Annotated in this window: 16 protein-coding genes and 1 riboswitch; of the genes, 5 read left to right on the top strand and 11 right to left on the bottom strand. The window is 64.5% G+C overall.

Features of this window, described 5'->3' with window-relative positions:
• Positions 1-5 precede the first annotated feature (5 nt).
• A complete protein-coding gene (locus F6X39_RS02905) occupies positions 6-359 on the top strand; it encodes a DUF1493 family protein (protein ID WP_187615494.1) in 354 nt (117 codons plus the stop codon).
• A 23-nt stretch (positions 360-382) separates the two neighbouring features.
• On the opposite strand, the gene F6X39_RS02910 is transcribed toward F6X39_RS02905, so the two are convergent.
• From F6X39_RS02910 to F6X39_RS02930, 5 genes are all read right to left on the bottom strand, one after another.
• Positions 383-814: a response regulator gene (locus F6X39_RS02910; RefSeq protein ID WP_187615495.1), complete on the bottom strand. Its 432-nt coding sequence runs from the start codon at positions 812-814 to the stop codon at positions 383-385.
• Between the two features lie 20 nt (positions 815-834).
• Positions 835-1,467: a response regulator transcription factor gene (locus F6X39_RS02915; protein WP_013089872.1), complete on the bottom strand. Its 633-nt coding sequence runs from the start codon at positions 1,465-1,467 to the stop codon at positions 835-837.
• Between the two features lie 161 nt (positions 1,468-1,628).
• A complete protein-coding gene (locus F6X39_RS02920; RefSeq protein WP_187615496.1) occupies positions 1,629-2,174 on the bottom strand; it encodes a bacterioferritin in 546 nt (181 codons plus the stop codon).
• A 209-nt stretch (positions 2,175-2,383) separates the two neighbouring features.
• Positions 2,384-2,545 (bottom strand): DUF1328 domain-containing protein, encoded by a 162-nt coding sequence (locus F6X39_RS02925; RefSeq protein ID WP_006052455.1) that lies wholly within the window; start codon positions 2,543-2,545, stop codon positions 2,384-2,386.
• Positions 2,546-2,638: 93 nt separating this feature from the next.
• Positions 2,639-2,815 carry a DUF1328 family protein gene (locus F6X39_RS02930; RefSeq protein ID WP_090805380.1) on the bottom strand — a complete coding sequence of 59 codons (177 nt, stop codon included), beginning with the start codon at positions 2,813-2,815 and terminating at the stop codon, positions 2,639-2,641.
• A gap of 24 nt (positions 2,816-2,839) precedes the next feature.
• Between F6X39_RS02930 and F6X39_RS02935 the strand changes: the two genes are divergently transcribed.
• Both F6X39_RS02935 and F6X39_RS02940 read left to right on the top strand, forming a co-directional pair.
• Positions 2,840-4,495, top strand: a complete 1,656-nt coding sequence (locus F6X39_RS02935) for a sensor histidine kinase (protein WP_262413138.1) — start codon at positions 2,840-2,842, stop codon at positions 4,493-4,495.
• A 218-nt stretch (positions 4,496-4,713) separates the two neighbouring features.
• Positions 4,714-4,851: an entericidin A/B family lipoprotein gene (locus tag F6X39_RS02940; protein WP_018421109.1), complete on the top strand. Its 138-nt coding sequence runs from the start codon at positions 4,714-4,716 to the stop codon at positions 4,849-4,851.
• A 227-nt stretch (positions 4,852-5,078) separates the two neighbouring features.
• On the opposite strand, the gene F6X39_RS02945 is transcribed toward F6X39_RS02940, so the two are convergent.
• From F6X39_RS02945 to F6X39_RS02970, 6 genes are all read right to left on the bottom strand, one after another.
• Positions 5,079-6,008: an EamA family transporter gene (locus F6X39_RS02945; protein ID WP_187610929.1), complete on the bottom strand. Its 930-nt coding sequence runs from the start codon at positions 6,006-6,008 to the stop codon at positions 5,079-5,081.
• A gap of 437 nt (positions 6,009-6,445) precedes the next feature.
• Entirely contained in the window at positions 6,446-6,688 is a 243-nt protein-coding gene (locus F6X39_RS02950; protein WP_184022049.1) for a pentapeptide MXKDX repeat protein, read from the bottom strand.
• Positions 6,689-6,780: 92 nt separating this feature from the next.
• On the bottom strand, positions 6,781-7,584 hold the full coding sequence (locus F6X39_RS02955; protein WP_187615497.1) for a molybdopterin-dependent oxidoreductase: 804 nt from the start codon (positions 7,582-7,584) through the stop codon (positions 6,781-6,783).
• 70 nt (positions 7,585-7,654) lie between these two features.
• A complete protein-coding gene (locus F6X39_RS02960; protein WP_187615498.1) occupies positions 7,655-8,299 on the bottom strand; it encodes a cytochrome b/b6 domain-containing protein in 645 nt (214 codons plus the stop codon).
• Positions 8,300-8,347: 48 nt separating this feature from the next.
• Complete coding sequence (locus F6X39_RS02965) at positions 8,348-9,211, bottom strand: DUF1223 domain-containing protein (RefSeq protein ID WP_187615499.1); 864 nt, start codon at positions 9,209-9,211, stop codon at positions 8,348-8,350.
• 111 nt (positions 9,212-9,322) lie between these two features.
• Positions 9,323-9,781 carry a hypothetical protein gene (locus F6X39_RS02970; protein WP_187615500.1) on the bottom strand — a complete coding sequence of 153 codons (459 nt, stop codon included), beginning with the start codon at positions 9,779-9,781 and terminating at the stop codon, positions 9,323-9,325.
• 591 nt (positions 9,782-10,372) lie between these two features.
• Between F6X39_RS02970 and F6X39_RS02975 the strand changes: the two genes are divergently transcribed.
• On the top strand, positions 10,373-10,777 hold the full coding sequence (locus tag F6X39_RS02975) for a GreA/GreB family elongation factor (protein WP_262413148.1): 405 nt from the start codon (positions 10,373-10,375) through the stop codon (positions 10,775-10,777).
• Between the two features lie 143 nt (positions 10,778-10,920).
• Positions 10,921-11,038: riboswitch (TPP riboswitch) on the top strand.
• An 88-nt stretch (positions 11,039-11,126) separates the two neighbouring features.
• The gene (thiC, locus tag F6X39_RS02980) at positions 11,127-13,058 is read left to right on the top strand and encodes a phosphomethylpyrimidine synthase ThiC (RefSeq protein ID WP_187615501.1); all 1,932 of its coding nucleotides are present in this window, start codon (positions 11,127-11,129) and stop codon (positions 13,056-13,058) included.
• Positions 13,059-13,102: the final 44 nt, after the last annotated feature.

The raw sequence follows: 13,102 nt of genomic DNA on the forward strand, positions 1-13,102 counted from the left end.
CTGTAATGAACGACACGTGGCTCGATCTCGCTCGGTTCATCCGCGAAATGCGCACTCCCGCCGGGCTGCCTCTCGACGACAAGCTGACCCGTGACATGGATCTGTATCACGATCTGGATTGGGAGCCGGCGAAAATCGTCGAGGTGATGCAGGCATGGGCTGACCGCTTCCACGTGGACCTGCGCGATTTCGACGTCGCTTACCACGTTCCATCCGCCAACATGCGAAAGCGCGACATCGTTGTGGCCGCGTTGAAGTCCCCGTTCAGTTCCAGCGCGCGAGAATTGCTCGGCGGACGTTCGCTTACCCTTGGGATGCTCGAAGAAGCGATGAAGCGCGGAGTGTGGAAACAGGACTAGAAACGCCAACCACGGTCGAGTCGTTACACCCCGCCACCCCTCCCCAACGCATACTCATGCAGCGCATCGAGCACGCGATCGAACTCGAACGATTTGTCGTAAAAGTGCCGCACGCCATACTGCTCGCAGCGCTCGCGGTACGCGGGCAACGCGTGATTGGTCAGCACCGCCGCGAACATCGAATCGATCAACCCCTCGCGCTGCAGATACGCGAGCACCGGCACGCCCGAGCCCAGCTTCAGTTGCAAATCGACGATCACCGCGTCGAACGCTTCGTCGCCGAGCAGCGCGATCGCCTGATCGGCGGAATCGGCATAAGCGGCCACGCGCAGCAGGCCCGACGCATCGATCGCCTCCACGAGGCTGCGGCGGATCAGCGGCGAATCCTCGATCAGCAGCACGCGCAACGGCGCGCGGCTGGCTGACTCGGTAGCGGGGTTCGATTCGCTGTTCATCGGGATATCTCGATCGTCCGTCATTCGATCAGGCCATTCTTGATCGCGTAATACGTGAGGTCCGCGTTGTTCGCGAGACGCATCTTCTCGAGCACCCGCGCGCGATACGTGCTCACCGTTTTGACCGACAGATGCAGCTCTTCGGCAATCTCGGTCGGCAACTGGCCGGCCGCGAGCTTGCAGAAGATCTGGAATTCGCGCTCCGACAGCGCTTCATGCGGACGCCCGGCGGCAGGCTTGTCGAGATTGTCGGCAAGCGTATCGGCGACCGCCTCCGACAGATAGCGATGCCCGCGCGCGACCGAGCGGATCGCGCGCACGATTTCTTCCGGCTCGCAGTCCTTGTTCAGATAGCCGTTCGCGCCCGCGCGCAGCAGATTGATCGCGTACTGGCTCTCGGGATAGCCCGATAGAATCAGCACGCCCTGCTCGGGACGCACCTGCTTGATCACACGCAACGTATCGATGCCGTTCTTGTCCGGCATCGCGATGTCGAGCAGCACGACGTCGAATGCCTGCTCGCGCACGAGGCCGATCGCTTCCTCGCCGGTGGCGGCCTCCGCGGCGACGCACATGTCCGGCTCGTCGGCGACGAACTGTCTGAATCCACCTCGAACGATCGCATGATCGTCAGCTATCAGCACTCGAATCATCGGTTGGGTTCCGTGCAAAGGGAGTCGCTCCGATGCGGACATTGTAATGATCCGGGGCCACGGCCGGACGCGGAATGCCAAGGCGGCTTCGCACCGCAGCTGCCGGCATTCCCGAGTTCGCCCGCGACCCGGTCCTCGACGCTTCCCTGTCGCCTGGTGCGCTACTCGCGCCCCGCGAGCAGATCCGCCATATCGTCGGCATGCTCTTCTTCGACCGCGAGAATCTCCTCGAACAGCCGGCGCGTGGTCACGTCCTTCTCGCCGAGATACCGTACGATCTCGCGGTACGTGTCGATCGCGATGCGCTCCGCGATCAGGTTCTCGCGAATCATGTCGGTCAGATCGGTGCCTTCCTTGTATTCCGAATGCGCGCGCGCCTTGATGCCGTCCGGCGCGAAATCCGGTTCGCCGCCAAGCTGCACGATGCGCTCGGCGATGCGATCGGCGTGCTCCTGCTCCTCGGTTGCGTGCTGGGCAAATTCCGTCGCGACCGCTTCGGAATTGATGCCCTTCGCCATGAAGTAATGGCGCTTGTAGCGCAGCGTGCAGACGATCTCGGTGGCGAGCGCGTCATTGAGCAGCTTGAGCACCGTCTCGCGATTCGCGCCATAGCTCTGCGTGACCGGACCATCCGACATATGCTTGCGCGCGTCCTCGCGGATCTTCTTGATGTCCATCACGAACGTCTCGCCAGATTGCTTCGCCATCGAACTTCTCCTTTATCCGGTATTTGGGGGAATCGCGCATCGGCACGAATCGCGCCTGATGCGCCCAGGGTGGAATGACGGCGCGCTTCGAACGCGGGCGCCTCAATCGGGGATTCAAACGCCGCGCGTTCACGCGCCTTGTTGACTACCTGTTTCTACATTGCGTACTTCGCTGCCTACCTCATGTTGCGTTCATCCGGCTCGCGCGGCTAGGTTCGAAACACGCCGAGCAGCAACGTGACCACGAACACGACGAGGAAGATGTAGAACAGGATCTTCGCGATTTCGGCCGCGCCGGCCGCGATGCCGGTAAAGCCGAACACGGCTGCGATGATCGCAATCACGAAGAAGACGATGGCATAGTGAAGCATGGCATTTCTCCCTTTTGTTGGCCTTCCAATCGACTACCAGCAAATCGCTCGCCTGCTGTGAGGGCGCGGCTTGCCGCCACCGCGATGGCCGCGCTAATCGATCATTTTCTTCGTCACGACGAAGCCCAGCACGAGGAACACCACGCACAGCACGACAAAGACGAAGAACAGGAACTTCGCGATCGCCGCCGCGCCGGCCGCGATGCCGGTGAAGCCGAGAAGACCGGCGATCACCGCGACGATCGCGAAGAACAGTGCCCACTTCAACATGATGGCTTCCTCCCGAAACATTGCATGAACGATCGGGTCCATGCTATCGATGCGCGGCGCCGCGCGCATTCCGACGCTCGCCGTTTTTCGTGTGAGAATCCGCTTACATTGGATTACGACGACATTACGCGCGCGGCTTCGCGCGATGCCGGAGTCGATGCCGGAGTCGATGCCCTCTTTCTGGAGCCGAAAGTGTCGAATCTGCAGAACCCGCCGGAACAACCTGGCGCGCGCGCCACGGCGCGGCTCGCCGAGTGGATGCGCAATCGCAGCTGGGCGATCGCGATGACGGTGGCGATCGTGATCACGGTGGGAGGCCTCGTGATTCTGGAGACCGCGCGTCAGCGCATCACCGCCGAGTATGAGACCGCGCTTGAAGCGCGCGACGTCACCGTGCGACTGAGCACACTCGCGAGCGAGCTGTCGCGCCTCACCGCGCAACAAAACCAGTTTCTTCTGACGAAGGACGACGCCTCCGCCCACGCGTTCTGCGCGAGCGCCGCGCGCATCCGCGACACCACCCAGCAGTTGGACCACTTCTATCGCGGCGGCCGCGCGGACAGCGCGGAACTCGCGAGCTTCACGCAGATTCTCGCGCTGATCGACGCGCGCATCGGCGCGGGCGCCGCTGCGATGCAGCACGCCGCGCCGCATCCGCTCGATCTCGGCGCATGCGGAAGCGCGAGCGACGTCAACCCGGCGGACGCGTCGCTGATCGACAGTACGCTCGCGCTGCTGCGCGACAACGAGGAGCGCCGCGCTCAGCACGCGCTGGCCGCGAGCCGCGCCGACCAGCGGCTGTCGACGCTGTGCGCGGCGGGTCTGTCGGCGCTGAACATCGTGCTGTTCATTCTGCTGTTTCGCAATCTCGGCATCCAGATCGACCGGCAGGCGCGCGCGCAGCGTCAGTTGATCACGCAGCAGGAGGAACTCGACCAGCTCGTCAACGAGCGCACGCGGCAGCTCGAAGCGCTCGGCTGGCATCTGCAGGCGGTCAGCGAAAACGAAAAGACCCAGCTCGCGCGCGAGTTGCACGACGAACTCGGCGCGATTCTGACCGCATGCCGGATGGACGTCGCATGGGCGCGCCGCAAGCTGAAGGACAGCGAGCCGGACATCGCCGACAAGCTGCAGCGCGCGCTCGCCAATCTCGACCAGGGCATCGCGTTGAAGCGGCGCATCATCGAGGACATGCGGCCGACCGTGCTGGCCAATTTCGGGCTCGTTACCGCGCTGCGCACGCTCGCCGACGAAGCCGCGCAGCGCAACAACTGGACGCTCGAGCTGCACCTGCCCGCCGACGATATCCAGCTCGACGAGCAGACCGAAATCGCGCTGTTTCGGGTCGCGCAGGAATCGCTGACGAACGCCGCCAAGTACGCGCGGGCCTCGAAGGTCGCAATCGCATTGCGGGTCGGCGACGGCGAGGTCGCGCTGCATATCGCGGACAACGGCGTCGGCATCATGCCGGCCGACCTGAAGCGCACACATACGCACGGCCTGCTCGGCATGCGTCAGCGCGTGGCCGCGCATGGCGGGCGCTTCGACATCCGCCGTGGCGCGCAATACGGCACCGACATCGACGTCGTGATGCCGAGCGCAAGCGCCGCGACGCCTTCGGTCGATCAGCCGCTGACCTCGCCGGCCACGCCGCCCACTTCGTCGCAAAGCCCCGTCTGACAGATGCTCGCCGCAGCGCCCCCAAGCCGTTGTAGGAGTGCGCCGACGCCAACACCGGAGCACGCCTACGACAAAATCGCGGCACGGCCGACAGCGCCGCCCCCGCCCTTTTTTTACCATGCAATCAGACCGGTTCGAAACCGGATCGAGACCTGATCGACTGGCATGGCCCCGGTCGGACGACATCAACCGATGCATTCTCGACAAGGAGAAGTTTCATGACTCGACTGATCGCTTTGCTTGTGCTCGCAGGAACCGCCATGCTTGTCACCGGCTGCAACACGATGGCGGGCGCCGGCGAAGATATTTCGAAGGGCGGCCACGCCATCACGAACGAGGCGGATAAGGCGAAATAAGCCGGCACATGGCAGCGGGATTTGCAAAGCCCGTCGCGGGATTCCGCTGCGGGCTTTTTTTTCGTGAATGATTGCGTGCTGGCTGGCACTCGACGCGACGCGTTTTCAGAACGCGATGAAACGGCACGGCGACCGAGCTCGATGCGAAGCGCGCGATCCGCGAGGGCGCGGAGCTGGCGGCAAGGCTTTGACAGCGGGCGCGCGGTTCGACGAGAACCGCGCCGCTATCAGGCGCTGCGCTTGTTCCGGTAATCGAACCAGAAAGACAGGCCGACGCTGATCAGAATCACGATCGTCGCGATTACCGTCGAGCGGGTGACCGGCTCGCCGAGCAGCAGCGCGCCCAGCGCGACCGCGACGACCGGATTCACATACATGCAGCTGCTCGCGATGATCGGGCTCGTGTGGCGAATCAGATAACCGTAGGCGACGTACGCCGCCATCGTCCCAATCAACATCAGATACAGGAACGCGACGAGAGGCAGAAAATGCAGCTCGAGCATCCGCTCGCCCGACGCCCACGCGACCAGCGTCGACATCGCGCCGCCGAGGCCGATCTGCAGCGAGGTCGACAGAAACAGGTCCGACGGCAGCTTCAGCTGCCCGGCCAGATGCGCGCCGCCGGCCCAGAACAGCGCGCCGCACAGAATCGCGAGACTGCCGCCCGTCGAGCCCGGCGTGCTGTCGCCGTGACTCAGAATCACGATGCCGGCGAGCCCCAGCCCGACCGCGAACCATTCGCCGCGGCCGATCTTGCGTCCGGCGACGGCCGCGATCACGGTCGCGAACAGCGGCACGGTCGCGACCATCACGGCCGCGGTGCCGGTGCCGACCGTGCGCATGCCGTAGGCGAGCATGCCGCTCGACAGCCCCACCAGCATCGTGCCGACGAGGCCCGCGTTGCGGATTTCGGCGAAGCTCGGCCAGATCGGCTTGCGGCGCGCGGCGAACACGAACAGACCGATGCCGGCGAACAGGTTGCGCAAGCCCGACATCAGCAGCGGCGGGAACGAGCCGAGCGCGACGTGCACGCCGAGGTACGTCGAGCCCCACACCAGATAAACGACGGCAAGCGCGAGCGCGATCCGCCCGTTGCGCGACTGCGGCAGACGCAGCGGCCAGCCGCGCGGAGAAAAAGCTGAACGTTGCAGCGACATGCTTCAGTCCGCCGTCGCCACTCGACCCGCGCGATGCGCTCGATGCCCGCGAGGCGCCGAGCCTGCGTCGATACCTTTCGGGCGGGATGGCGGGCACCGCATCGGCGATGCGGTCGGACGGGCGAGGCTGGCGGACATGTCGGGTGGAACGGTAAGACGATGGGCGGCGCCGGAAGCGCCAGAAACGGCGGTGGCGGCCGCGCCGGTCAGAACGACACGATGCAACGCGGCCGCGCTGCGCGGCGGCAAGGTTGGCAAGGCCGCGGCGCGCACCGCATTATGCAGTAAGCGCCGAGAACGCCACGCGACAGAATCGTAACTTTTTGGTTTCCCGCAACAGAAAAGCCGGGGACGCATCCCCGGCTTGCGGTCAGTGTCGGATCCTTTCGATGCGCGGCCATACATCGAAAGGATCGCTAGGCACGCTCGACGCCGACTCAGTTGCCCATCGCGCCCGACGCCTCGTGCTTCATCGCGTCGCCGCCCTTTTTCATCGAGTCGTGCTTCATCGTGTCCTTTTTCGTGCCGTCCTTCGACATGCTGTCTTTGGACATCGAATCTTTCGACATCGCATTCTTCGACATCTCATCGTTCGACATCGCGCCGCTCGCCTGCGCGAAGGCCGTGCCGCCGCTTGCCAGCATCAACAACGCGATCGTGGTAACTGCAATCTTCTTCATGGGATGACTCCTTGGTGGTGGATGAATCGAAGCCGGCGAGAGCCGGCGTGCTTCCGAAGCCGCTGCCGCAAGCGCGCGTGCGCCCGCATGCGTCAGGAGCCTCCGAACCAGTTGTAGCCCTGGTCGACCCAATAGCCGCCGGGATACGTGTTGGTGACGAATATTTCGACGATGTGCTTCGGATTCTTGTAGCCGAGCTTGGTCGGCATGCGCAGCTTCATCGGGTAGCCGTATTTCGCGGGCAGCCGTTCGCCGTCGTAGGAAAACGTCAGCAGCGTTTGCGGATGCAAAGCGGTCGGCATGTCGATGCTTTCGTAGTAGTCGTCCGCGCATTTGAAGCCGACGTACTTCGCCGTCGTGTCCGCGCCGACGCGCCGCAGAAAATCGCCGAATGGCGTGCCGCCCCAGCGGCCGATCGCGCTCCAGCCTTCGACGCAGATATGTCGCGTGATCTGCTCGGCATGTGGCAGCGCGTACAGCTCGGGCAGCGTCCACACGCGCTGGCCGGTTACGAGACCGCTCAGCTTCAATTGATAATCTGAGCCGTCGACGTGCGGCACGTCGTCGATGCCGTAGTACGCGTTGAATGGAAACGGCCGCGTGATCTGCGCTTCGGTGTAGGTCGGCGCGAGCTGCTTCGGATCGAACAGCGCGGCCTGCGCGCGATCGTTCAGCCGCGACACGGCGGTGAGAAAATGGTTCACGGAAGCGTCGTCGGTCAGCGAGCAGCCGGTCAGCATCGACAGGCCGCCGAGCGTCAGGAGCTGCTTGCCGAACAGGCGCCGCGACGGCATCGCCAGTTCGCGCTTCGCATCGAGCAGGATCGACGCGCGGTCGAGCTTGTGGCTCACACGATGTGTGGATGGGTCCGCTGGTTTCTCTATCGGCTTGTTCATGATTCGGTATCCGTTTGGAATTCGCGTTGCGATTTCATGAGCGTGAGCATGCGCGTGGGCAGCCGCGGGCTCAACGTCCGCGCAACATCGCGAGCAACGAGCGCGGCACGAGCGCGACCATCGCCAGATGCACGGCGAGAAACGCGGCCAGCAGCGACATCGCGCTGAAGTGCACGATGCGCGCGTTGTCGTAGCCGCCCATCAGTTCGCGCAGCAGCGGAAACTGCACCGACTTCCAGATCGCGAGCCCCGATAGCACGAGCACGATCAGATCGGCGATCGCGAACAGGTAGGCGAATTTCTGCACCGCGTTGTAGACGCGCAGATCGCCATGCGACAGCTTCCCGCGCAACGCGGCGACGAAATCGCGCAGTACCGCGCGCGGCGTCAGCGGCAGGTACTTGCGCACGAAGCGCCCGCTCGCGAGATTCAGCGCGACATACACGAGGCCGTTGAACACCAGCAGCCACATCGCCGCGAAGTGCCATTGCAGCGCGCCGCCGAGCCAGCCGCCCAGTGTGATCGCGGTCGGAAAGCTGAACGCCGGGAAGATCGGCGACGCGTCGTAGATGCGCCAGCCAGACAGCATCATCACGATCGCCGCGAGCGCATTCAGCCAATGCGTGATGCGCAGCCACAGCGGATGAATGACGCCGCGCTTCGGCGCGGCGGGCGCGGCGGGTGCGCTGGGGCGCAGGGCGTGGGGTGTGGACATGGGGCTCTCCTCGAGCAGCGGTAGTGAATGCGGCGCGCGCGAGGTCGATCAACGGCACGCGGGAAGGTCGGTCGCTTGCAGCACGTCGCCGCTCGCGTCGCTTTCGACGAACGCGACCACGCCGAAGCGGTCGGCGGCGTTGGCGCTCGGATCGGCTTGCGCATCGACGCTCGCAGCGTGTACATCGATGTCCTGATGAATCCGCGCGTGACCGGAGACGAGGGGCACCGGCCCGAACCAGGCGCGCACGACGCGCTCGTGATGCAGCGTCGCGCCGCGGTTTTCGCCCGCGCCGACCTGCGTCGTCAGCGCGTTCTCATAGATCGCGAGATAGGCGCTCAACGCACCCGTGGCGGCGGCTGCCGTCGTGCTGAACTGCGCATCGACATCGAACGCGCCGGGCGCACGCGGGCTCAGCGCAAGTGCGACGCTCGCCTGGGCGGGTTCGGCGACGAGCTCGTCGATGCGGCGCTCGAAACTGTCGCGTTGCGACCAGTCGCGCAGCTCGCGGCCGGCGACGAACACTTCCGGCGTATAGAGCGTGTGCGCGCCCGCGAGACGCGTCAGCGTTTGCTGACGTTCGGTGAAGCGATGCTGGGAAAAGCGGTCGGTCCAGCCGAGGCTGTTCCAGTAGTCGACGTGCAGCGCGAGCGGCACGATGCCGTGCGCGGTGCCGTCGCTTTTCCATTGACTGAGCCAGCGGTCGGCGGGCGGGCAGCTATCGCAGCCCTCGCTGCTGTACAGCTCGACGAGCGCGACGCGGTGCGCGGGGCTGTGCGTGGCGCATAGGGGCCCGGCCGCGTCGGCCGCACTGATGCCAGAACCGCTCAGCAGAAAAAGCGCGAGGCCGACGGCGGGCGTCGAAAAAGTCGTAAAGCGCTGAAGTATCGAGCGATTGTGCGCGGTCGACATGACGTGCTCCGATTGTAATCTGCACGTTTGTCGAGCCGCGCGGCCGGTTATGACAAGCCTCTTTTAATTTTTTTCCGGCGCGGGATGAGCCAGCCAAAGCTCGCCCGCGACTCAGTCGTAACTGACCACCACCGTCACGCGCGTGTCCGTATCGGTGCGCTTCGCGTTCAGCGACAGCACGCCGCCCGCGCGATCGACCGCGTAGTGGCCGTCGCGGGCCGTCGCGACGCGCCCTGTGCCATCGACGAAACGCGCCGCCACCAGATCGCGCGACTGCGTGCCGCCGTTCACTTCGAGCGCGACATCGGCCCCGCTGACGACGCCCGGCGGCGCGCTGAACGTCACCGTGCGCGAGAAGCGCTGACCCGCCACGCTCGCGCTACCGACGGCGACGCCAGGGGGCGCCGTATCCACGCTGATCTGCATCGGCGGCGCAACGATCATCCCCACGAACCGGATCACGCCGCCCGTCACCGTCGATGCCGCCGGCGCCGCCAGCGGCGCGGCAAGCAATGCCACCCCCGCGACTGTGCGACCGAACGTTCGCCACCGCCTGCTTTCCGCTTTCATGTGCACCTCTTTGTCAATCGGCGCGAGTCGCCTCGCGCCATTCACGCGCCATCCCGCGAATCGCTTCGCCGGAGTGCGGCCTTCGCTGCACTTTGTTTAACGGCAATCCTCTGACTGGCTTGAACGCAATGCGGACCACACCGCTTTCTTCTCGCACCGCACAAAAACGGCCAATCGACGGGCGCGACGTCGCAAACGGAGCTGCGTGAGACAGCGTGCTAACATCAAACTTTCGTCTCGCTGCTGCCGCGCGGCCTCACGCTCTGTCGCCCGGCACCTCTCGATCGCTGTTCCCCAACACCTGGTCGTTTTGCCCGTGACTGCTCTGCGTCGTCCGACTTTCCGTGCTCTCGCCCGCTTGCGCCCATGCCGCGCAGGCGAGTGCGCGCGCGCGGGCGTCGCGTCGCACGGCCCCGGCGAGACGTCCCGAACGGTCCCGCTTCACGCCGCCCGGCGCCCTCGCTGACGCAGCCCGCCAATACCCAGGGCCGCGTCGCCGGGCACCGGGCTCTCCCATTCGTCCACTCATCCGCCGACCACCCCATGGGTCGTTGCACGCGGCCATCCATGACCGCCTTATCCGGAGTCCTGATGATGAAGAAGATCAAAACCTGCTACCTGACCGAACTCGACGTGATGCGCCTCGAGAAATACGCGGCCACCGACGCCAAGTTGCAGCACATGCTCGACGATGTGCTCGAACGCGCGGTGATCGTCGACTCGCACGACATCCCCGCCGACGTCGTCACGATGAACTCGCAAGCCACGCTGAGCGACACGGCGAGCGGCGAACAGATGACGTGGACCGTCGTCTATCCGCCCAACGCCGATTTCGCGCAAGGGCGCCTGAACGTGTTCTCGCCGGCAGGCCTCGCGCTGCTCGGCGCGCGCCGCGGCGAGAGCATCCGCTTCACGCCACCCAGCGGCGATCAGAAAGTGCTCAAGCTCGACAAAATCCTGTATCAGCCTGAAGCCGCCGACGATTTTTCACTGTAAGGCGGCCGTTCCCTCGCTGTAAGTTGCCCTGTCTGATGCGGTCTCGAATCAAGCATAGGAGATGTCTGGTTTCATCCGGACCAGTTTTTTTTGAGTCATTCAGACAGGTTGCCAAACCGCGGGCGGCCGGTGTATCGTGTGCGCTGCTAACGCGGGGGTCCTGCGTAGCGCGGAGCTGGAGGTCCGTGTTGCGTGGGTGAGAAATACCCTTTGAACCTGATCTGGATAATGCCAGCGCAGGGAAGCGTACGGATTTCGCTCCAGCCTCAAGGGCCTCACCTCTCCGCGATTTCCGACTACTTCCATCTCGGTCTCCTGCTTAGCCGCCCCACTTTGTACGGAGACTTACATGAACGCCAACCCGAAGTTTATTTCCGCCGAAGCCCACGTGGACGAGGCCGCCGTCGCGCCGTTGCCGAATTCGCGCAAGGTCTACGTGACCGGCTCGCGCCCCGACATCCGCGTGCCGATGCGCGAAATCTCGCAGGCCGACACGCCCGACAGCTTCGGCGGCGAAAAGAATCCGCCGATCTACGTGTACGACACGTCGGGCGCCTACTCCGACCCGGACGCCAGGATCGACATCCGCGCGGGTCTGCCCGCGCTGCGCGAGGCGTGGATCGAGGAGCGCGGCGACACCGAGCCGCTGACCGGTCTGTCGAGCAGCTTCAGCCGCGAGCGCGCCGCCGATCCGGCCACCGCGCAGCTGCGTTTTCCGGGACTGCATCGCACGCCGCGCCGTGCAATTGCCGGCAGGAACGTGACGCAGATGCACTACGCGAAGCAAGGCATCATCACGCCGGAAATGGAATACATCGCGATTCGCGAAAACCAGCGCCGTGCCGAGTACCTCGAGACCTTGAAGACGAGCGGCCCGAACGGCGCGAAGCTCGCCGCGATGATGGGCCGTCAGCACCCCGGCCAGGCATTCGGCGCGAGCGCGTTCGGTCCGAACGGCCTCACCGAAATCACCGCGGAATTCGTGCGCGAGGAAATCGCGCGCGGCCGCGCGATCATCCCGAACAACATCAATCACCCGGAAAGCGAGCCGATGATCATCGGCCGCAACTTCCTCGTGAAGGTCAATGCGAACATCGGCAACTCGGCGGTGACATCGTCGATCGGCGAGGAAGTCGACAAGATGACGTGGGCGATCCGCTGGGGCGGCGACACGGTGATGGATCTGTCGACCGGCAAGCACATTCATGAAACGCGCGAATGGATCATCCGCAACAGCCCGGTGCCGATCGGCACGGTGCCGATCTATCAGGCGCTCGAAAAGGTCAACGGCAAGGCTGAAGACCTCACCTGGGAAATCTTCCGCGACACGCTGATCGAGCAGGCCGAGCAAGGCGTCGACTACTTCACGATCCACGCGGGCGTGCGTCTGCAATATGTGCCGCTCACGGCGAACCGGATGACCGGCATCGTGTCGCGCGGCGGCTCGATCATGGCGAAGTGGTGTCTCGCGCATCACAAGGAAAGCTTCCTGTACGAGCATTTCGAAGATATCTGCGAAATCATGAAGGCCTACGACGTGGCCTTCTCGCTCGGCGACGGCCTGCGTCCCGGCTCGATCTACGACGCGAACGACGAAGCGCAACTGGGCGAGCTGAAGACGCTCGGCGAACTCACGCAGATCGCGTGGAAGCACGACGTGCAGGTGATGATCGAAGGTCCGGGCCATGTGCCGATGCAGCTGATCAAGGAGAACATGGACCTGCAGCTCGACTGGTGCGACGAAGCGCCGTTCTACACGCTCGGGCCGCTGACCACCGACATCGCGCCGGGCTACGACCACATCACGTCGGGCATTGGCGCCGCGATGATCGGCTGGTTCGGCACCGCGATGCTGTGCTACGTGACGCCGAAGGAACACCTCGGTCTGCCGAACAAGGACGACGTGAAGACCGGCATCATCACGTACAAGCTCGCCGCGCATGCCGCCGATCTCGCGAAGGGTCATCCGGGTGCGCAGGTGCGCGACAACGCGCTGTCGAAGGCGCGCTTCGAATTCCGCTGGGAAGACCAGTTCAATCTCGGTCTCGACCCGGACAAGGCGCGCGAATTCCACGACGAAACGCTGCCGAAGGATTCGGCCAAGGTCGCGCATTTCTGCTCGATGTGCGGCCCGCACTTCTGCTCGATGAAGATCACCCAGGACGTACGCGAGTTCGCCGCGCAACAAGGCGTCACCGACGACGAAGCGCTGAAGAAAGGCATGGAGGTAAAGTCGATCGAGTTCATGAAGCAAGGCGCGGAGATTTATCAGCGGCAATAAGCGGGTTGCGCGATTCGCGCGAACCAGCAGTGCAGTATCGAAGC

This window comes from Paraburkholderia sp. UCT2 (assembly GCF_014397665.1).
Lineage (GTDB): Bacteria > Pseudomonadota > Gammaproteobacteria > Burkholderiales > Burkholderiaceae > Paraburkholderia > Paraburkholderia tuberum.